Annotated in this window: 18 protein-coding genes and 1 pseudogene; 15 read left to right on the top strand and 4 right to left on the bottom strand. The window is 75.1% G+C overall.

Features of this window, described 5'->3' with window-relative positions; all coding sequences use genetic code 11:
• Positions 1-67: 67 nt before the first annotated feature.
• From ACGFI9_RS33165 to ACGFI9_RS33145, 5 genes are all read left to right on the top strand, one after another.
• Positions 68-706 (top strand): cyclase, encoded by a 639-nt coding sequence (locus ACGFI9_RS33165; protein WP_393184345.1) that lies wholly within the window; start codon positions 68-70, stop codon positions 704-706.
• The gene (locus tag ACGFI9_RS33160; protein WP_393184343.1) at positions 703-1881 is read left to right on the top strand and encodes a zinc-dependent alcohol dehydrogenase; all 1179 of its coding nucleotides are present in this window, start codon (positions 703-705) and stop codon (positions 1879-1881) included. The genes ACGFI9_RS33165 and ACGFI9_RS33160 overlap by 4 nt, the downstream gene beginning before the upstream one ends.
• A 63-nt stretch (positions 1882-1944) precedes the next feature.
• On the top strand, positions 1945-2475 hold the full coding sequence (locus tag ACGFI9_RS33155; protein ID WP_393184341.1) for an HPP family protein: 531 nt from the start codon (positions 1945-1947) through the stop codon (positions 2473-2475).
• Between the two features lie 3 nt (positions 2476-2478).
• On the top strand, positions 2479-4926 hold the full coding sequence (locus tag ACGFI9_RS33150) for a molybdopterin oxidoreductase family protein (protein WP_393184339.1): 2448 nt from the start codon (positions 2479-2481) through the stop codon (positions 4924-4926).
• Between the two features lie 2 nt (positions 4927-4928).
• The gene (locus tag ACGFI9_RS33145) at positions 4929-5387 is read left to right on the top strand and encodes a hypothetical protein (RefSeq protein WP_393184338.1); all 459 of its coding nucleotides are present in this window, start codon (positions 4929-4931) and stop codon (positions 5385-5387) included.
• Between the two features lie 24 nt (positions 5388-5411).
• Here ACGFI9_RS33145 and ACGFI9_RS33140 read toward each other — a convergent pair whose 3' ends face one another.
• On the bottom strand, positions 5412-6659 hold the full coding sequence (locus tag ACGFI9_RS33140; protein WP_393184336.1) for a cytochrome P450: 1248 nt from the start codon (positions 6657-6659) through the stop codon (positions 5412-5414).
• Positions 6660-6922: 263 nt separating this feature from the next.
• Between ACGFI9_RS33140 and ACGFI9_RS33135 the strand changes: the two genes are divergently transcribed.
• A complete protein-coding gene (locus ACGFI9_RS33135; RefSeq protein WP_393184334.1) occupies positions 6923-7318 on the top strand; it encodes a hypothetical protein in 396 nt (131 codons plus the stop codon).
• A gap of 10 nt (positions 7319-7328) precedes the next feature.
• Here ACGFI9_RS33135 and ACGFI9_RS33130 read toward each other — a convergent pair whose 3' ends face one another.
• On the bottom strand, positions 7329-7547 hold the full coding sequence (locus ACGFI9_RS33130) for a DUF397 domain-containing protein (RefSeq protein ID WP_393184333.1): 219 nt from the start codon (positions 7545-7547) through the stop codon (positions 7329-7331).
• 65 nt (positions 7548-7612) lie between these two features.
• On the opposite strand from ACGFI9_RS33130, the gene pepN reads away from it, so the two are divergent.
• A complete protein-coding gene (pepN, locus tag ACGFI9_RS33125; RefSeq protein ID WP_393184331.1) occupies positions 7613-10129 on the top strand; it encodes an aminopeptidase N in 2517 nt (838 codons plus the stop codon).
• A gap of 52 nt (positions 10130-10181) precedes the next feature.
• On the opposite strand, the gene ACGFI9_RS33120 is transcribed toward pepN, so the two are convergent.
• Together ACGFI9_RS33120 and ACGFI9_RS33115 are read right to left on the bottom strand one after the other, a co-directional pair.
• Positions 10182-11378 carry an FAD-dependent oxidoreductase gene (locus ACGFI9_RS33120; RefSeq protein WP_393184329.1) on the bottom strand — a complete coding sequence of 399 codons (1197 nt, stop codon included), beginning with the start codon at positions 11376-11378 and terminating at the stop codon, positions 10182-10184.
• A gap of 166 nt (positions 11379-11544) precedes the next feature.
• Complete coding sequence (locus ACGFI9_RS33115; protein ID WP_393184328.1) at positions 11545-12183, bottom strand: PadR family transcriptional regulator; 639 nt, start codon at positions 12181-12183, stop codon at positions 11545-11547.
• A 141-nt stretch (positions 12184-12324) separates the two neighbouring features.
• On the opposite strand from ACGFI9_RS33115, the gene nadD reads away from it, so the two are divergent.
• The 8 genes and pseudogenes from nadD to ACGFI9_RS33075 all read left to right on the top strand — a co-directional run.
• Positions 12325-12921, top strand: coding sequence for a nicotinate-nucleotide adenylyltransferase (nadD, locus tag ACGFI9_RS33110; RefSeq protein ID WP_393184326.1), 597 nt, complete (start codon positions 12325-12327; stop codon positions 12919-12921).
• 110 nt (positions 12922-13031) lie between these two features.
• A complete protein-coding gene (gene rsfS / locus ACGFI9_RS33105) occupies positions 13032-13436 on the top strand; it encodes a ribosome silencing factor (protein WP_393184325.1) in 405 nt (134 codons plus the stop codon).
• On the top strand, positions 13433-14062 hold the full coding sequence (locus ACGFI9_RS33100) for a histidine phosphatase family protein (protein ID WP_393184323.1): 630 nt from the start codon (positions 13433-13435) through the stop codon (positions 14060-14062). The genes rsfS and ACGFI9_RS33100 overlap by 4 nt, the downstream gene beginning before the upstream one ends.
• A gap of 35 nt (positions 14063-14097) precedes the next feature.
• The gene (locus tag ACGFI9_RS33095) at positions 14098-14952 is read left to right on the top strand and encodes a DegV family protein (protein WP_393184321.1); all 855 of its coding nucleotides are present in this window, start codon (positions 14098-14100) and stop codon (positions 14950-14952) included.
• Between the two features lie 88 nt (positions 14953-15040).
• Positions 15041-15799, top strand: a complete 759-nt coding sequence (locus tag ACGFI9_RS33090) for an SDR family NAD(P)-dependent oxidoreductase (protein WP_393184401.1) — start codon at positions 15041-15043, stop codon at positions 15797-15799.
• 5 nt (positions 15800-15804) lie between these two features.
• Complete coding sequence (locus ACGFI9_RS33085) at positions 15805-16527, top strand: alpha/beta fold hydrolase (RefSeq protein ID WP_393184319.1); 723 nt, start codon at positions 15805-15807, stop codon at positions 16525-16527.
• Positions 16528-16633: 106 nt separating this feature from the next.
• Positions 16634-17734, top strand: coding sequence for a helix-hairpin-helix domain-containing protein (locus ACGFI9_RS33080; RefSeq protein ID WP_393184318.1), 1101 nt, complete (start codon positions 16634-16636; stop codon positions 17732-17734).
• A pseudogene (locus tag ACGFI9_RS33075) lies at positions 17734-20105 on the top strand (ComEC/Rec2 family competence protein); the annotation flags it as partial. The gene ACGFI9_RS33080 and the pseudogene ACGFI9_RS33075, both read left to right, overlap by 1 nt.
• Positions 20106-20168: the final 63 nt, after the last annotated feature.

Here is a 20168-nt window from a genome sequence, read left to right as displayed (position 1 = left end):
GACCGGCGCCGGGTAGCGCACCGGGATACGGGCGGTCCAAGCCGGACGCCCGGGTGGAGGAGACGTGATGACCAGCAACGGAACGAGGTGGGCCCTGGCCGGCGCCGCCACGGTGACGGCACTCGGTGTCGGCCGGGCGGTGGCCCGCCGGCGGCGCCGGCACCAACCCGAGCGGGAGGACGGCTGGTACGTCGTCCACCGGGGGATCACGGTGGACCGGCCGATGGACGCGGTGATCGGCTTCTGGACCGACCGGGAACGGCTGGACCGGGGGCTGGCCGAGTGGGCGACGCTGGAGCGGCTCGGCGACAACCGGTGGCGCTGCGTGGCCAGCGACCCGGCCGGCGGCGGCATCGAGTGGCGGGCCGAGATCACGGTCGACGGCCCGGGGCGGTTGAGCTGGCGGGTGACCGACGGGCCGGTGCGCCAGCGGGGGCGGGTGGAACTGCTCCCCGCGCCGCAGGACCGGGGCACCGAGATCCGCGCCGAGCTGCGCTGGCGGTCCGGCCCCGTGCGCCGGATGATCGGCCTGGCCGGCGGGCACGACCCGGACCTGGTCCTGCGCAGCGCGCTGCGCCGGATCAAGTCGCTCATCGAGACCGGTCAGGTGCTCGACACCCGGCACGACCCGTCCGGACGCAGCCCGAAGCAGGAGCAGGCGACCGACCGGATCCGGGAGAAGCTGATGGTGGGAGGCCGGCCGTGAGGGCGCTGTGCTGGGAGGGCGTGGGCAAGCTGGCCGTGCGCGACGTGCCGGAGCCGACCATCCGCGGCGCGCGCGACATCATCGTGAAGGTCCGGTCCAGCAGCGTCTGCGGCTCCGACCTGCACCTGATCAACGGGTACCTGCCGGCCATGCGGGAGGGGGACATCCTCGGTCACGAGTTCATGGGCGAGGTGGTGGAGACCGGCCCGGACGTCCAGCGGATCAAGGTCGGCGACCGGGTGGTGGTCGGCTCGGTGGTGGCCTGCGGGGGTTGCTGGTACTGCCGCACCGAGCAGTACTCGCTCTGCGACAACTCGAACCCGCAACCCGTCGTCACCGAGAAGCTGTGGGGCCACGCTCCGGCCGGCATCCTCGGCTACTCGCACGCGGCCGGCGGCTACTCGGGCAGCCACGCCGAGTACATCCGGGTGCCGTTCGGCGACGTCGGCGCGTTCACCGTGCCGGACGGGGTGCCGGACGACTCGGTGGTCTTCGCCTCCGACGCCATGCCGACCGGCTGGATGGCCGCCGACTTCTGCGGGCTCAAGGGCGGCGAGGTGGTCGCCGTCTGGGGCGCCGGCGGGGTGGGCCAGATGGCCGCCCGGTCGGCGCAGATCCTCGGCGCGGAGCGGGTGATCGTGATCGACCGGTTGCCGGAGCGGCTGGCCACCGCCGCCGGGCGGCTCGGCGTCGAGACGATCAACTACGCGGAGACCGACGTGCTGGAGGCGCTGCGCGAGCTGACCGCCGGACGGGGGCCGGACGCCTGCATCGAGGCGGTCGGCATGGAATCGCACGACGTGGGGCCCGTCTACGCGTACGACCAGGCGAAGCAGACGGCCCGGCTGACCACCGACCGGCCGACCTCGGTGCGGCAGGCGATCATGGCGTGCCGCAAGGGCGGCACGGTGAGCATCGTCGGCGTGTACGCCGGCCTGGTCGACAAGTTCCCCCTCGGCGCGGCCATGAACAAGGCCCTGGTGCTGCGGATGGGGCAGATGCACGCCCAGCGCTACATCCCGATGCTGCTGGACCGGATCGCGGTCGGCGAGATCGACCCGGGCTACCTGGCGACGCATCCGATGTCGCTGGAGGAGGGGGCCCGGGGCTACGAGATCTTCCAGAAGAAGGAGGACGGCTGCCTGCGCACCGTCCTGCACCCGCAGCCGGCCTGAGCGCCGAGGCGACGCCGGGGCGCGGGTCGGTTCGAATCTTCCCGGTGGGGTACAGCTCCCCACATGTCCGCCGAGATCGATGACCCGCCGTCCCGGCCCGCCGCCCGGGCCTTCGCCGGCAGCGCGATCGCCGTGGTGGTGGCCGGTACGGTCGCCCTGCTCACCCGGCAGCCCTGGCTCTTCCCCAGCCTGGGGCCGGCGATCATGCTGCACGTCGAACAGCCCGGCAAGCCGGAGTCCTCGCCCCGCAACACCCTCGTCGGGCACCTGGTGGCGCTGCTCGCCGGCTACCTGATGCTGCTGGTCACCGGCCTCGCCGACCACCCCTCCGCGCTGCAGGAGGGGGTCAGCGGGTCGCGGATCGTGGCCGCCGCCGGCTCCCTGGCGATCACCGCCGGGGTGCTGGTCCTGCTGAAGGCCCCGCACCCGCCGGCCGGCGCGACCACACTGATCGTGGGCCTCGGGCTGCTGCACACCCCGACCCAGCTGGTGGTCGCGTTCGCCGCCGTGCTGCTGGTGACGGTGGTGGACCTGCTGTTCAACCGGGCCACCGGCCGGCAGATGCCGCTGTGGTCCGCACCGAGGGAGGGGTGAACGATGGTCGATCGGATCGCCGACCCGTGGGGGCCGCGCACGCCGTACGGGCCGGGCGAGCGCTGGCCGGTGCGGGTGGACAGCTTCCTCGCCGACGGGCACACCGAGGCGGACGTGCAGCGCTGGGTGCCCAGCGCCTCGATCCTGCACTCCAACGGCGACGCCATGGACATCGCGGTGATCGACGACCGGATCGTCGGCGTACGCGGCCGGGCCGGGGACCGGATCAACCACGGCCGGGTCGACCCGAAGGACCTGTACGGCTGGCAGGCCAACCACAGCCCGGACCGGCTGCGCCGGCCGCTGGTCCGCGACGGCGACCGCCTCGTGGAGACCGACTGGGACACCGCGATGGGCCGGATCGTGGCCCGCTCGAAGGAGCTGCTGGGCGGCCCGGGCGGCTGGGGGCACTTCGGCTTCTACACCACCGGGCAGCTCTTCCTCGAGGAGTACTACACGCTCGGCGTGATCGGGAAGGCCGGGATCGGCACCCCGCACATGGACGGCAACACCCGGCTCTGCACCGCCACCGCCGCCTCCGCGCTGAAGGCGTCCTTCGGCACCGACGGCCAGCCCGGGTCGTACACCGACGTGGACCACTGCGACGCCATCGCGCTCTGGGGGCACAACGTCGCGGAGACGCAGACCGTGTTGTGGATGCGGATGCTGGACCGCCGGCGCGGGCCGAACCCGCCGGCGATGCTCGCGGTGGACCCGCGTGCCACCCCGGTGGCCCGGGAAGCCGACGTGCACCTGGCGCTGCGCAACGGCACCAACCTGGCGCTGCTCAACGGCCTGCTCCGCGAGCTGATCCACCGCGGCTGGTACGACGAGGAGTACGTCCGGGCGCACACCCTCGGCTTCGACGAGCTGTGCCGGGTGGTGGCGGACTACCCGGTGGCGAAGGTCGCCGAGATCTGCGACCTGCCGGCCCGGGACGTCGAGCGGGCCGCCGAGCTGCTCGGCCACTCGGAGCGGCTGCTCTCCACGTTGCTCCAGGGCTTCTACCAGTCCAACCAGGCCACCGCGGCGAGCTGCCAGGTGAACAACCTGCACCTGATCCGCGGCATGATCGGGCGGCCGGGCGCGGGCCTCTACCAGATGAACGGCCAGCCCACCGCGCAGAACAACCGCGAGTGCGGGGCCGACGGCGACCTGCCCGGCCTGCGCAACTGGGAGAACGAGGAGCACGTGGCCGAGCTGGCCCGGCTCTGGAACGTCGAGGTCGACACCATCCCGCACTGGGCGCCGCCGACCCACGCCATGCAGATCTTCCGGTACGCCGAGCAGGGCTCGATCAAGCTGCTCTGGATCTCGGCCACCAACCCGGCGGTCTCCCTGCCCGACCTGGCCCGGATCCGCCGGATCCTGGCGAAACCGGAGCTGTTCGTGGTGGTGCAGGACCTCTTCCTGACCGAGACCGCCGAGCTGGCCGACGTGGTGCTGCCCGCGGCGACCTGGGGCGAGAAGACCGGCACCTTCACCAGCGTGGACCGGACCGTGCACATCTCCGAGAAGGCGGTCGAGCCGCCCGGCGAGGCCCGCCCCGACCTGGACATCTTCCTCGACTACGCGCGCCGGATGGACTTCCGCGACAAGGACGGGAACCCGCTGATCAGGTGGACCGACCCGGAGTCGGCGTTCCGCGCCTGGCAGGAGTGCTCGCGCGGGCGGCCCTGCGACTACACCGGCATCACGTACGAGAAGCTGCGCAGCGGCGGCATCCAGTGGCCGTGCAACTCCGAACACCCGGACGGCACCGAACGGCTCTACACCAACGGGGTCTTCAACACCGACCCGGACTACTGCGAGACGTACGGGCAGGACCTGACCACCGGCGCGGAGCTGCTGCCCGAGGAGTACCGGGCCAAGCAGCCCGGCGGGCGGGCGTTCCTGCACGCGGCGCCGTACCAGCCGTCGCCGGAGGTGCCCAGCGAGGACTATCCGCTGCTGCTCACCACCGGCCGGACGGTCTACCAGTTCCACACCCGGACCAAGACCGGGCGGGCCACCCAACTGGTGCACGCCGCCCCCGAGTCGTGGGTCGAACTCAACCCGGCCGACGCCGAACGGCTCGGCGTCGGTGAGGGGGACCTGGTCCGGGTCGAGTCGCCGCGCGGCGCCGTCCGGGGCCGGGCCCGGATCTGCGGGGTACGCCCCGGGGTGGTCTTCGTGCCCTTCCACTACGGCTACTGGGACACGGCCGACGGCGCCGCCCCGGGGCAGGGGCGGCACGACCGGGCGGCGAACGAGCTGACCATCACCGCCTGGGATCCGGTCTCCAAGCAACCGATCTTCAAGGTGGCGGCGGTGCGGGTGGTGAAGGAGGCCGACTCGGGCGGCCGGCCGTCGCCCGCGCCGACGGTGGGCGGCTGCGCCCCGCCGGCGGGCTCCGGCATCCCGGCCACGGTCGGCGGGCCGGCCGCCGAGGCGCCGTCGAGGGAGGAGTGAACATGCACCTGGCGCACTATCTCGGGCTGCTGCACAAGGCCCAGGACCGCCTCGGCGACGCGTTCACCGAGGTCGGCGCGGCGCACCGGGACGAGCCGGACGTCTTCCACACCTGCGAGCGGCTGGCCGGCCAGTGCCACCGCCACGCGGAGCAGTTGGCCCCGTTCGCCCGCCGGTACGCCGAGGAGGCCCCGGCCGAGCCGGACCGGCTGCACTCGGAGCTCTTCTCCGGCTCCCGGACCGGCCCGATCGGGCTGCTCCGCGACCTCCAGGACCTCTACCTGATGGCCGCCGAGTGCGACATCTGCTGGACCCTGGTGGGACAGGCCGCGTACGGCGCGCGGGACGAGGAACTGCTCGGGGTGGTGAAGGCCTGCGAGCAGCAGACCGCGATCCAGCTCAAGTGGCTGCGGACCCGGATGAAGCAGGCCGCCCCGCAGGCCCTCGTGGTGGCGGAGTGACCCGACCGGCGTACGCCCAGCGGGTCACTCGGTGCGGCGTACCGCGTCGATCACGAACCCGCTGGGCGGCAGGGTGGGCATCCGGCTGAGGTCGAGCGACAGGTCCTGCGGCGGCACCTGGTAGCTCATCGCGGAGGTCAGCTTGGTCACGGCCCGCTTCATCAGCTCGATGGTGATCCACTCGCCGGCGCAGCGGTGGCCGGTGAGGTGGTCCCCGCCGCCCTGCGGCATCAGGCCGAACGGGTCGCCCCGCCAGCCGGCGAACCGCTCCGGCCGGAACCGCTCCGGCTCGGGCCACAGCTCCGGGTGGTGATTGGTCGCGTACAGGCCGAGCAGCACCCGGCGGCCCTGCGGGAACGGGTACCCCTGCCACTCGAACGAGCGCCGGACCCGGGCCGCGGCCACCGGGAAGAAGGGGTAGTAGCGGCGTACCTCCTGCACGAAGCACTCGGTGGCGGTGTCGTCGCCGCGGACCCGGTCCCGCCAGCCCGGGTGGTCGTGCAGGGCCAGCGCCGCGAAGACCACGAAGCGGTCGACGGCGACCGTCGGCCGCAGGACGTTCAGCAGGTCGACCGCCGCGATCCGGCGGGGCAGCGGCTGGCCCCGCTCGTCGCGGTGCTCGGCGATCACCCGCAGCGCGCTGCCCTCCGGCGCGGGCAGGTCGCCCGAACGGACCCGCTCGATCAGCTCCCCGGTCCAGCGTTCGGCGCGCCGCCGGGCGACCACGCCCCGCCAGTGCCGGAGGCCCACCGCGGTGGGGGCCTCGATCATGGCGTGCAGCTCGACCGTGCGCCGCGCCACCTCCGACTCGGCCAGCGGCACCCCGGCCCAGGCGAAGACCGCCCGGGTCAGGATCCGGGCCACCTCGTCGTAGAGCACCACCGGACCGTCCGCCGCCCAGACCGGGATCCGGGCCCGCCACTCGTCGTCGACGAGCTGCCCGAGGTGGCGGATCCCGGCGGGCGTCATGATCGACATCAGCATCGCCTTGCGGTCCCGGTGCGGCGCGTCGTCGAGCCCCTGGACGCCGCCGACCCCGGTGAGCGTGCGCTGCGCCCGCATCGGCATCGCGCCCCGGCGGACGAAGCGGTCGTTGTCGTAGAACAGCTCGGCGGCCGGCCGGCCGCGCAGGCAGATGGTCGGCTCCAGCAGCAGCCGGGTAAGGAAGATGTCGCCGCCGTGGCGGTCGCAGCGGTCGCCGACGAACCGGTAGCCCGCGCGGAGGAACGCCAGTGTGCTCTCCGGGCTGCGGTCGGTGGGGATGACGCTCATCGGCTTGCTCCTGACGGCGGCGACGCGGCACGTACGTCCGCTTCTACCCGGGTCAGGGCGGGTGAATCCCCGTCCCGGGACGACCTGGCAGATTCCGTCGGCCGGGGGAGGGGCCCAGCCTCGGCGCCGGAGCTGGCCCCTCCCAGGACGGCGGAAGCTGGTTGGCTCAGCTCCGGACCGGCGCCCGGCCGGTCGTGGAACACCGCCGGCGGGCGGGGCCATCGGGCCGGCCCGGGGCCGGCGGCAGCGGAGACGGAGGGCGGATGCGGGACAACAGGGCGGCGCACTGGCGGCAGCGCCGGGTGGTGGCCGGACTCGACGCGGGCCGGGGCGGCCGGGAGGAGGCGCTGATCGTGCCACCCCGACGGCACCCGGCCCGGCCGGCCCGCTACTTCACCGTGCACCTCGGCTTCGAGGCGGCCGACCCGTCCGTCGCGCGGGAAGTGGCCGTCGCGTACGCCGAGGCGCTGAGCCTGCTCCGCCCGGAGCTGGCGCTCGGCGCGGCGGCGCTCTCGCCGGCCGACGCCTGGCACCGAGCGGAGCGGCTCTTCTGCGGGGCGCCCGGGCCCGACGGCGAGCGCTGCGCGGACGTGGCGGGCCATCCGGGCTTCCACCATGCCCCGGGCCTGGGCGGGCTCGGCTGGGGCGACGGTGACTGACCCCCGCCGCTCAGTCCAGGTCGAACTCGCCGTCCTGGGCGCCCGCCACGAAGGCGTCCCACTCGGCCTGGGTGAAGACCAGCACCGGGCCGTCCGGCTGGGCCGAGTTGCGCATGCCGATCAGATCGTCGACGAAGGCCACCTCGACGGCGCTGTCCGAGGTGTCCCCCTCGGCCCGCTGCCAGACCGCCCGGGAGAGGTCGAAGTCGCCCTTGGGGTGCTGACCCATCGCTGTTCCTCCATCGCCACGTTGCCGGGGGAGCCCGTACGGGCCCTATCGGGCAGGATAAGCGGATGCCGAGCCTGACCCGTGTAGAGGCGACCGCGCGTGGCGCGTTGATTACCGTCGAGTCCTACCAGGTGGACCTCGACCTGACCGGTGCCGACGAGCGGTTCCGCTCCACCGTCACCATCCGGTTCCGGGCGACCCCCGGCGCCGAGACCTTCGCCGAGGTCAAACCCGCGAAACTGCTCCGGGTACGCCTCAACGACCGCGACCTCGACCCGGCCGCGCTCGACGACAACCGGCTGCCGCTGACCGGGCTGGCCGCGACGAACACGCTCACCGTCGAGGCCGAGATGGCGTACTCGAACACCGGCGAGGGCGTGCACCGGTTCGTCGACCCCGCCGACGGCGAGACCTACCTCTACGCCATGTCCTTCCTCGACGACGTGCAGCGGATCTTCGCCGCGTTCGACCAGCCCGACCTGAAGGCCCCGGTGACCCTCTCGGTCACCGCCCCGCCGGAGTGGACCGTGGCGGCCAACGGCGCGGTCGCCGCCCGGCCCGCCCCGGGCCGCTGGGAGTTCGCCACCACCGCGCCGCTGGCCACGTACTTCTTCAGCCTGATCGCCGGCCCCTGGCACGTCCGGCAGGACGAGCACGACGGGATCCCGCTCGGCATCTACTGCCGGCGCTCGCTCGCCGCGCACCTGGACGCCGACGCCGACGAGATCTTCACCGTCACCCGGCAGTGCCTCGACCGCTTCCACCAGCTCTTCGCCGAGCGCTACCCGTTCGGCAAGTACGACCAGGCGTTCGTGCCGGAGTTCAACGCCGGCGCCATGGAGAACCCGGGCCTGGTCACCATCCGCGACGACTACGTCTTCCGCTCGGCCGTCACCGACACCCAGCGGGAGCTGCGGGCCACCACCATCGCGCACGAGATGGCGCACATGTGGTTCGGTGACCTGGTCACCATGCGCTGGTGGGACGACCTCTGGCTGAACGAGTCCTTCGCGGAGTACCTCGGCACGCGGGTCACCGCCGAGGCGACCCGCTTCGGCCAGGCGTGGACCACGTTCGCCATGCGCCGCAAGGCCTGGGGGTACGCGGCCGACCAGCGTCCCTCGACCCACCCGGTCGCCCCCGAGGAGGTGGCCGACGCCGCCCAGGGGCTGCTCAACTTCGACGGCATCTCCTACGCCAAGGGCGCCAGCGTGCTGCGCCAGCTGGTCGCCTGGCTCGGCGACGACGCCTTCCTCGCCGGCCTGAACGCGCACTTCGCCAAGCACCGGTTCGGCAACGCCACCCTCGCCGACCTGCTCGACAGCCTCGGTGCCGCGAGCGGCCGCGACCTCAGCGACTGGGCCGAGCGCTGGCTGCGCCGTCCGCAGGTCAACACGCTGCGGATGGTGACCGCGGTGGACGCCGACGGCCGGTGGACCGAGGCGGCGGTGGTGCAGACCGCGCCGGAGGCGTACCCGGTGCTGCGCCCGCACCGCATCGGCGTCGCCCGGTACGGCACCGACACCCCGGCGCACCGCTTCGAGGTGGACCTCGACCCGGACACCGACCACGGCCGTACCGCGCTGGCCGAGCTGGTCGGGCAGCCGGCCACCGGCCTGCTGCTGCCCAACGCCGGCGACCTCACCTTCGCCAAGATCCGGCTCGATGCCGCCTCCGCGGACGCGGTCCCGATGGTGCTCCCGGGCCTGGACGACCCGCTGGCCCGGGCGCTGCTCTGGGGTGAGGCGCTGGACGCCGCCACCGACGGCGAGCGGCCGGTCGCCGCCGTGGTCGCGCTCATCGCGGCGGCGTTGCCCGCCGAGACCGAGGTGATCATCGCGGAGGACGTGCTCACCCTGAGCCGGAGCCTGGTCGACCGCTACCTGGAACCGCTGGCCCGGGACGCGGCCCTGCTCCGGATCGCCGGGGCCTGCGCCGCGCTGCTCGCCACCGCCCCGGCCGGCGGGTCGCTGCAGCTCGCGGCGGCCCGGGGCCTGATCGGCGCCACGGCCGACGCCGGGCTGCTCGCCGGTTGGCTGGCCGGCGAGGGCGTCCCGGAGGGCCTGGCCGTCGACGCCGACCTGCGCTGGGCGCTGCTCTACCGACTGGTGGTGCTGGGCGCGGCCGGTGCGCCGGAGATCGCCGCCGAGGCGGCCGCCGACCGCAGCGCCACCGGTGCCGAGCAGGCCGCGCGCTGCCGCGCCGCGCTGCCCGACGCCGACGCCAAGCGGGTCGCCTGGGAGATCATCACCAGCAACGCCGAACTCTCCAACCGCCTCGTGGAGGCCACCGCGGAGGGTTTCTGGCAGCCGGAGCAGGCCGAGCTGACCGCCGGGTACGTGGCGCGGTACTTCGCCGACATGCCGGCGGCGGCGCGGCTGCGTACGCCCTGGACAGCCGACCGGGTGGCCACCCTGGCCTTCCCCCGCTACGCCGTGGCGGAGCCGACCCGGGAGCTGGCCGCGGCGCTGCTGGCCCGGGACGACCTCACGCCCGGGCTGCGCCGGCGGGTCGTGGACCTCGACGACGACCTGCGCCGCGCGCTGGTGGCCCGGACGGCGGTGGCCGCCGCGGGCGCCTGACCGGCGCCGGGGTGGCGCACCCGCTCCGGGTACGCCACCCCGGCACGCCGGCTCAGCCCACCGACGCGCTCGCCGTCACCGGGGCGTCCCAGTCGATGACGTAGCGCTGCTCGGGGCCGAGCGTCTTCTCCGGGTTCATCGCGGTCTTCATCAGCAGCGGCATCAGCACCGGCATCAGCGCCCGGGCCACCGGGCCGGGAGCCTTGACCTGGTTGATCCGCGCCGCCCGCGCGGCGATCTTCTCCACCCGCTCCCGGCGCAGGCGCTCGTACGCGGCGAACGCGGACGGGACGTCCGGCAGGTCGCGCAGGCAGCGGGCCAACTGCACCGCGCTCTCGATGGCCAGCGAGGCGCCCTGCCCGGAACTGTTGGACGGGGCGTGGGCCGCGTCGCCGACCAGCACCATCCGTCCGCGGTGCCAGTGCCGCACCGGCGGCATGATGTGCATCGAGCCCACCGACCGCAGGTCGTCGTCGGGGCTGGTCAGCATCAGCTGGCGGCCCGGGTCGTCGTCCGCGTACGTGGCCCGCAGCGTCCGCATCCAGTCGGCCCTGGGCACCGCGCGGGCCTCGGCGAGGCTCATCGGCCGCTCCTGCGGCAGGTTGGCGCCCCACCGGGTGCCGCCGCCCGGCTCCGGCCAGTAGAGGTAGTAGGCCCGCCGGCCGAAGGCGAAGGTCATCGTGCCGGGTTCCACGTCGACCTCGTGCCGGGCCACCGCCTCGAAGCCGAGCAGCCCGGTGAAGCGCGGCCCGACGGCGTCGGGGTCGATCAGGGTGCGTACGGTCGACCGGATGCCGTCGGCCCCGATGAGCACGTCGGCCGTGGCCGTGCTGCCGTCGGCGAACCGGGCGGTGATGCCGGCCTCCGTCTCCCGTACGTCGACCAGGCGCCTGCCGTGTTCGATGACCACGCCCGCGGCCTGGGCGCGGTCGTGCAACGCCCGATGCAGCTCGTGGCGGTGCACCACCTGCAGCGGTGGCACGCCGGCCAGCATCGGCATGTCGATGCGCCGGTGGCCGAGGGCCGTCACCATCCGGTGGATCGGGGTGGCGATGGCGGTGACGGCCTCGTCGGCGTCGACGAGGCGCAGCGCCGCGATGCCGTTCGGGGCGAGCGCGAGGGTGCCGCCGATGCCGTCGGCGGCGCTCGGGTACGCCTCGTGCACGGTGGCGCTGATGCCCGCGCGGCGCAGGGCCAACGCGGTCACCGGACCGGCGATGCCGCCGCCGATGACGATCGCTGTGCTCACTCTGGACACGGTCCCTCCCTGGGGTCGTCGGTGGTCGTGCGTGCCGAACCCACCTGGAGGGAGCGCCGGTATCCTCGTGGTTGCCGCTTCGGGCCGGGCGCCTTCAGGTGTCGGTTCGAGGTAAGGGCCCCGGCGCGGTGTTGGCGCACCGCGCCGGGGCCGTTCGTCAGGTGGTGGGGCCGCCCCCTCCCGTCGGGCCCGGCTCGGGTGCGCCGGCCTCGTGGTAGGCCCGCCACTCGTCCAGCCCCGGGTAGCTGCCCGAGGTGAACTCGGCCAGCAGGGAGCGGATCCAGGCGACTTCCGCCTCCCGGATCGTCAGGTCGTACTCGCTCTCGACCAGGAACAGGCGGGGCACCACGCGGGCGTGCTCCGCGAGCGCCGCGCGCTCGCTCCTGATCTCGTCCTCCAGCCGGCCCAGCCGTTGGCGCAGCAGGGCCGTGGCCTCGTCGGGGTGGAGCGCGCCGAGCACCGACAGCCCGGCCCGGAAGCGGGGGTGCTCCGTGACCGGGGTGGAGACCAGCTCGCGCGCCCAGTCGACCAGCTCGGCCCGGCCGTCGTCGGTGATCCGGTAGACGGTGCGCTCCGGGCGCCGGCCCTCCCGGACGCTCTCCACGGGAGCGATCAACCCGTGCCGTTCCATGTTGCGGACGACCGTGTAGAAGGACCCCCACTTGATCCCCATGTCCTGGTCCTTGCCCCGGTCGCGGAGGGTGGTGGCCATCTCGTACGGGTGCATCGGCCGCTCGACGAGGACGGAGAGCACGGCCAGCGCCAGCAGGTTGCCGACCTTCCTCCGCCCCGGCATGTCGTGCTCCCTCAATGCTCGTTTCCGATTACTCGTAGACGAGTATAGGGCCGTGCGGGCCGCCGGGGAAGCCCCTTCCGGAGCCTGGGCCGCGTCCGGGCCCCGCCGGTCGCCGCCGGGAGCGCCGCCTACGATCGCGGGGTGGAGGAAGACATCCGGCGGATCGGCATCATGGGCGGCACCTTCGACCCGATCCACCACGGGCACCTGGTCGCCGCCAGCGAGGTGGCCGACCGGTTCGGCCTGGACGAGGTGGTCTTCGTCCCCACCGGGCAGCCCTGGCAGAAGGCGGACGAACCGGTCAGCTCACCCGAGGACCGCTACCTGATGACGGTGATCGCCACCGCCTCCAACCCGCGCTTCCAGGTGAGCCGGGTCGACATCGACCGGGGCGGCCCGACCTACACCGTCGACACCCTCCAGGACCTGCACGACGAGTACGGCCCGAAGGTCCAGCTCTTCTTCATCACCGGGGCGGACGCGCTGGAGCGCATCCTGTCCTGGAAGGAGGTGGACCGGATGTTCGAGCTGGCCCACTTCATCGGGGTGACCCGCCCCGGCTTCGAGCTCTCCGACAAGCACCTGCCCGCCGACACGGTCAGCCTGGTCCAGGTCCCCGCCATGGCGATCTCGTCCACCGACTGCCGGGCGCGGGTCGCCCGGGGTGAGCCGGTCTGGTACCTGGTGCCGGACGGTGTGGTGCAGTACATCGCCAAACGGCGGCTCTACCAGCGGTGATTCCGCCCGTGATGCGAGCGTTTGTCCGCGTAATCGACCAGAACTGACAAGTCGTCGCCCCGTCGGGTGTGAGAGGCTTGGAGGGTCGCACGGTTGATCGAAGGAGAACGGTGACAGTTTCCGAACGCGCGCACGAGCTGGCGATGGCCGCGGCCCAGGCGGCGGCCGACAAGAAGGCGCAGGACATCGTCATCATCGACGTGGGTGACCAGCTCGCCATCACCGACGCGTTCCTGCTGGCCGCCGCTCCGAACGAGCGTCAGGTGCTCGCCATCGTCGACGCCATCGAGGAGCGCCTGCTGGAGCTGCCGGAGAAGGCCAAGCCGGTCCGCCGCGAGGGCGAGCGCGCCGGCCGCTGGGTGCTGCTCGACTACGTCGACATCGTGGTGCACGTGCAGCACACCGAGGAGCGCGAGTTCTACGCCCTCGACCGGCTCTGGAAGGACTGCCCGCAGATCCCGTTCGTGGACCGCGACCTGGCCGACTCGGCCGCCGGCACCGCCAGCGCCGAATGACCCGCCTGATCGTCTGGCGGCACGGCAACACCGACTGGAACGCCGCCAACCGGGTCCAGGGGCAGACCGACGTACCCCTCAACGACCTCGGCCGGGAGCAGGCCCACGCCGCCGCGCCGGTGCTGGCCGCGCTGCGCCCGGACGCCATCGTCGCCAGCGACCTGCGCCGGGCCGCCGACACCGCCGCGGCCCTCGCCGCGCTCACCGGCCTGCCGGTCCGCACCGACGCCCGGCTGCGCGAGCGGCACTTCGGCCAGTGGCAGGGCCTCACCCTCACCGAGGTCGCCGACCGCTTCCCCGCCGAGTACGCCCGCTGGCGCGCCGGTGACCCCGACCCGGGCGCCGGCATCGAGACCCTCGACGACCTGGGCAAGCGGCTCGGTGCCGCGTTCCAGGACGCGGCCGACCTGGCCGCCGGCGGCACCGTCGTGGTGACCACGCACGGCGGTGGGGCCCGGCAGGGCGTCGGTCACCTGCTCGGCTGGGACCACGCGGTGCTGCGCACCATCGGGTCGCTGGCCAACTGCCACTGGAGCGAGCTGCGCCACGACGACGTCCGGGGTTGGCACCTGCGGGCGCACAATGTCGGCCTCGTCACGCAGCCCGCGCCGGCCGACGCCGTCTGAGGCGCGCCGCCCCGACATCGGCTAGCGTGCCGGGCATGCCCGTCGCGGTCGTCACCGACTCCACCGCCTACCTCCCGCCCGAGCTGGTGCGCGCGCACCGGCTCACCGTCGTCCCGCTGACCGTCGTGCTCAACGGCGCGGAGGGGCTGGAGGGCGTCGAGACGTTCCCGGACGACGCCACCCGGGTGCTCCGCGGCCGGCGGGTCTCGGTGAGCACCTCCCGGCCCGCGCCCGAACAGTTCGCCGAGGTCTACCGCACGCTCCTCGCAGGCGGCGCCGACGCGGTGGTCTCGGTGCACCTGTCGGCCGAGCTCTCCGGCACGGTCGAGGCGGCCCGGCTGGCCGCCGCCGAGCTGGGCGATCGGGTTGCCGTGGTCGACAGCCGTTCGACCGGGATGGGCCTCGGCTTCCCGGTGCTCGCCGCCGCCACGGCCGCAGACGGCGGCGCCGACCTCGACGGGGTACGCCGGGCGGCGGTCGACGCGATCGCGCGGACCACCATATTCTTCTACGTGGACACCCTGGAGTTCCTCCGCCGGGGCGGCCGGATCAACGCGGCCGAGGCGCTGCTCGGCACCGCCCTGTCGGTGAAGCCGATCATGCACATGCCGGACGGCGCGATCGTGGTCCGGGACAAGGTGCGTACCGCCGGCCGGGGCGTGGCCCGCCTGGTCGACCTGGCGGTCGAGGCGGCCGGCGACGCCCAGGTGGACCTCGCGGTGCACCACCTGGCCGCGCCGCAACGCGCCGAGCAACTGGTGGCGGCGCTCACCGAGCGGCTCGGCGACCGCCTGCACGACACGTACGTCACCGAGGCCGGGGCGGTGGTCGCCGCGCACGCCGGACCGGGCCTGGCCTGCGTGGTCATCCACCGCCGCCCGGCCGGGTGATCCGGTGTCGTCCGCACCTGGCGGCGGTCCCGGCGCCGAACCTTCCTCCGGGCTGCTCGGCGGCGGCCGGGACGGCCGGCGTTCCTACGTGGTGACCGGCGGGGGCCGGGGCGTCGGCCGGGCGGTCGTCGAACGGCTCGCCGCCGACGGCGGCACCGTGGTCGTGATCGAGCACGACCGTGCGGCGCTGGCCTGGCTCGCCGACCACCCGGCTGCCGACCGGCTGCTCCCGCTCGCTGGCGACGCGTCCGACGAGGAGGTCGCCGGGCGGGCCGCCGACCAGGCCGAGGCGGCCGCGCCGCTGGCCGGCTGGGTCAACAACGCCGCCGTCTTCCGGGACGCCGCCCTGCACACCGCCCCCGCCGCCGAGGTGTGCGCGCTGATCGACCGGAACCTGCGCCCCGCCGTGGTCGGCGCCGCCACGGCGGTACGCCGCTTCCTCGCCGCCGGCGCCGGCGGCGCGATCGTCAACGTCTCCTCCCACCAGGCCCGCCGGGCGGTGCCGGGAGCCCTGCCGTACGCGACCGCGAAGGCGGCCGTGGAAGGTCTGACCCGGGCGCTCGCCGTGGAGTACGGCCGGCACGGGATCCGGACCAACGCCGTCGCGCTCGGTTCGATCCACACCGAGCGGCACGCCGCCTTCCTGGCCGGCCTGGCACCGGGCGAGGCCGACCGGGTCGAGGCGGAACTGGCCCGGCTGCACCCGGTGGGCCGGATCGGGCGTACCGGGGAGGTGGCCGACGTGGTGGCGTTCCTGCTGTCCGGGCAGGCCACCTTCGTCAACGGGGCGACCCTGCCGGTGGACGGGGGCCGGGCGGCGCTCGGCCTGGACCCGGAGGCACACTGAGCTCTGTGGATCACCCGCCGATCGTGCTGGTGCACGGCACCCGTTTCGCCCGCGGCCAGTGGCAGCCGCAACTGGCCGCGCTCGCCGCCGAGTTCCCGGTGACCGCCGTCGACCTGCCCGGGCACGGCAGCCGGTCGGCCGAGCCGTGGGACCTGGATCACGCCGCCGACCTGATCGCCGAAGCGGTCCGCGACCTCGACGCCGGCCCGGCCGTCGTGGTCGGGCACTCGCTCGGCGGGTACGTCTCGCTGCACTTCGCGCACCGGCATCCGGACCTGCTGGCCGGGCTGGTGCTGATGGGCGCGAGCGTGGCCACCAGCGGGCCGCTGACCGTGCCGTACCGGCTGGTGGCGGCCCTGGTCGAACGGCTGCCAGCCGACCGGCTCAGCCGGTGGAACGACCGGCTGCTGCGCCGGCTGTACCCGCCGGAGATCGTCGACGCCACCATCGCCGACGGCTACGCCTTCCACACCCTGCCGGTCGCCTGGCGGGACATGCTCGGCCGGTTCGACGCGTCCAGCCTCGCGGCGGTCCGCGCCCCGGTGCTCATCCTCAACGGGCAACGGGACAGGCTGTTCCGCTCCGGCGAGCGGGCGTTCGCGCGGGCCCGTCCCGGCACCCGGATCGAGCTGATCCCGGGTGCGGCGCACCTGGCCAACTTCGACGCCCCGGCCGCCGTTACGGAGGCCGTACGCCGCTTCGCGCGGGAGCTGTCGCCGGCCCGCTAGCACACCGCGGGCATGATCGGGGCGTCGTCCACAGCCCGGTCCGTCGTCCACAGCGGAGCGTCGCGGTGGTGAACCGGCGCCGGTCGCCGCCGTAGCGTCCCGAGCCGTGCCAGACGACGAGGAGACGAGGGTACGGCAGCGCCTGTCCCGGCTGTTCGAGCCGGCGGGGCTCGCTCCCGCCCCGCCGACCCACCGGCCCGATCCGCCGTCCGGCGACGGGCCGGCGCGGGCCGGCCGGCTCCCGTCACCCTTCGGCTCGGTCCTCTGGCCGGACGACTCGGCTCGGTCCGGGTCGGCCGCGTCTTCCCGTCCCGGCACGCCGGTCTCGTTCTTCCCCCCGGACGAGCCGGCCTCGGGGCCGGCCGGTCCCTTCCCTGCGGACCGGCCGGCCCTTGGCCCCGTACCGTTCCTCCCTCCGGATGCGCCGGCACCCAGCGGGTCGGCGACCACGACCGGCGAGGGGTGGGCGGGCGCGGCTGATCCCAGGGCGGCCGGGTCGGCGGCCGCGGCCGGTGACGGGTGGGCGGCCGACGCCAAGGGGAGCGGTGGGCTGGTGTCCCGGCTGCCCGGGCCGGGAGCCTTCGATCCGGGCCGGCGGGGTGTCCGCGCGCTGGCCGTGGTGGCCGCCGTCGTGGTGCTGGTGGCCGGGGTGTGGGCCTGGCGGTCCCGTCCGCACGCCGAGCCGGTCCGCCCGGTGGCGGCGACCGCCGCGCCGAACGAACCCGAGCCGTCCCCCGCCGGGTCGTCCGGCGTGGCCGCTCAGCTCGTGGTCGCGGTCGCCGGCAAGGTACGCCGCCCCGGCCTGGTCCGGCTGCCGGCCGGCGCCCGGGTCGCCGACGCGATCGAGGCGGCCGGCGGCGCCCTGCCCGGCGTCGACGTCGCTCTGCTCAACCCGGCCCGCAAGCTCACCGACGGCGAACTGGTCCTGGTCGGCGTCGCCGCCCCACCGGGGCAGGCCGCCCAGCCCGGGCAGCCCGCGGCGGGGCCGGCGGCCGGCGGCGCGGCGGCGCCGGGCGGCCCGGTCAACCTGAACACCGCCACCCTGGCCCAGCTCGACGCGCTGCCCGGCGTCGGCCCGGTGCTCGCCCAGCGGATCCTCGACCACCGCGAGCAGCACGGCGGTTTCCGGTCCGTCTCCGACCTACGCCAGGTCGAGGGCATCGGCGACGCCCGGTACGAGCAGCTCAAGGACCTGGTGACGGTGTGATGCCGAGGCTGCCGTCCGATGGGGAGGGGCCGGCCGAGGACGTCCTCGACCTACGCCTGGCCGGACTGGCCGTGGCGGCCTGGCTCGCCGCCCTGGCCGGGCTGCGCCTCGCCGCCGGTGAGTCGGCCGCGCTGGCCGGGGTGGCCGCCGGTCTGGCCGCCGTGCTCGGCCTCCACCTCTGCGGTGTCCTCGGTCGCCCCGCCGCCCCCGCCCGCCGCTACGGCTGGGTCGCGGTCGCCGTGCTGCTCGGGGTGGTCTGCGGGGCGACCGCCACCGCCGCCCGGATCGCGGTCCGCGACGCCGCTCCGGTGAAGGCACTGGTGGCCGCGCGGCCCCTGGTCACCACTGAACTGGTGGTCCGGGACGACCCGCGCCCGGTCCGGGGCGCCCCCGGCCGCCCGGCCACCCTGCTGCTCCGCGCCGACCTGGTACGCCTCACCGACCCCGAGGGCCGGCGGCTGACCGGGTCGGTGCGGGGCCTGGTGCTCGCCACCGACCCGGCGTGGCGGACGCTGCTGCCGGGCCAGCGTGCGACCGCCCGGGGGCGGTTGGCCGCCCCGCGCGGCGGGGACCTCACCGCGGCCGTGCTCACCGCGACCGGGCCGCCCACCCGGCGCGGCCGGCCGCCCTGGGCGCAACGGGCGGCCGGTGTCCTGCGGTCCGGGCTGCAACGCGCCTGCGAGCCGCTCCCCGACGAACCCGGCGGGCTGCTGCCCGGGCTGGTCGTCGGGGACACCAGCCGGCTGCCCCCGGCCGTCGAGGAGGACTTCCGCACCACCGGCATGACGCACCTGAACGCGGTGTCCGGCTCGAACGTCGCCATCGTCGTCGGGGCGGTGCTGCTGCTGGCCCGCTGGGCCCGCGCCGGCCCCCGGACGGCCGCCGGGCTCTGCGTGGTCGCCCTGGTCGGGTTCGTCATCCTGGTCCGCCCCTCGCCGAGCGTGGTCCGGGCCGCCGCGATGGGCGCGATCGGGCTGGCCGCGCTCGCCACCGGCCGGCCCCGGGCCGCGCTGCCCACCCTCGCCGCCGCGGTCACCGTGCTGGTACTGGTCGACCCCGAGCTGGCCGGCGATCCCGGGTTCACGCTGTCGGTGTGCGCCACCGGCGGCCTGCTGCTGCTCGCCCCCGGTTGGCGGGACGCGTTGCGCCGTCGGGGCGTACCGCCGGGGCTGGCCGAGGCACTCGCCGTGCCGGCCGCCGCGCAGCTCGCCTGCGGTCCGGTGATCGCCGGTCTCTCGGGGACGGTGAGCCTGGTCGCGGTGCCGGCGAACCTGCTGGCGGTGCCGGCCGTCGCGCCCGCCACCGTGCTCGGGGTGGCCGCCGCCGTCGTGTCGCCGGTCTGGCCGGCGGGTGCCGAGTTCGCCGCCTGGCTGGCGAGCTGGCCCGCCCGGTGGCTGTGCTGGTGGCCGGGCAGGGAGCGCGGCTGCCCGCCGGGACGCTGCCCTGGCCGGGCGGGGTGACCGGGGCCCTGCTGCTGGCCGCGCTGTCCGTCGCGTTGCTGTTCGCCACCCGCCGGCCGGTGCTGCGGCGGCTGGTCGCGGTCGGGGCGGTCGCGGTGGTGCTCGGCACGCTGCCCGTCCGGCTGCTCGCCCCCGGCTGGCCCCCACCCGGCTGGGTGGTGGTGGCCTGCGCCGTGGGGCAGGGGGACGCCGTCGTGCTGCCGATCGCCGCGGGTCGGGCGATGGTGGTCGACGCCGGCCCGGAGCCGTCCGGCGTGGACGGCTGCCTGCGCCGGCTCGGCGTACGCGAGGTGCCGTTGCTGGTGGTCAGCCACTTCCACGCCGACCACGTGGGCGGGATCGCCGGGGTGTTCCGGGGCCGGCGGGTGGCGGAGGTGGTGACCCCGGAGTGGGGCGAGCCGCCCTACGGCGTCGCCCAGGTACGCGACGCCGCCCGTGGTGGGGGCGCGGCCCTGCGTACCGTGCCGGTGGGCTGGCGCTGGCGGGCCGGGGGAGTGGACCTGGCCGTGCTCGGGCCGCCGTACCCGGTGCGGGGCAGCCGGTCGGACCCGAACAACAACTCCCTGGTGCTGAGGGCGACCGTGGCCGGGGTGCGGATCCTGCTGGCCGGTGACGCCGAGACGGAGGAGCAGCGGGCGCTGCTGGAGACCGGGCCGCCCGAGGGGCTCCGGGCCGACGTGCTCAAGGTGGCCCACCACGGGTCGGCGTACCAGGATCCGGAGTTCCTGGCCGCCGTCCGGCCCGCCGTCGCGCTGGTGTCGGTGGGGTTGGGCAACGACTACGGGCACCCGAACGCGGCCCTGCTGGACCGGCTGCGCCGGGGCGGCGCCCGGGTGCTGCGGACCGACACGTCCGGCGACGCCGCCGCGGTACGCGACGGGCAGGGGTTGGCGGTGGTGGCCCGGGGCGTCGGGCCGGGACGCCGGGCGGCCGCCCCGAGGGCGGGTGAGCTTGTGGGGATAGCAGGTGGATCG

It is taken from the genome of Micromonospora sp. NPDC048930, assembly GCF_043197935.1.
Lineage (GTDB): Bacteria > Actinomycetota > Actinomycetes > Mycobacteriales > Micromonosporaceae > Micromonospora.
Note: the sequence above shows the minus strand (reverse complement) of the source record. Positions and strands in the feature narration are given on the sequence as shown.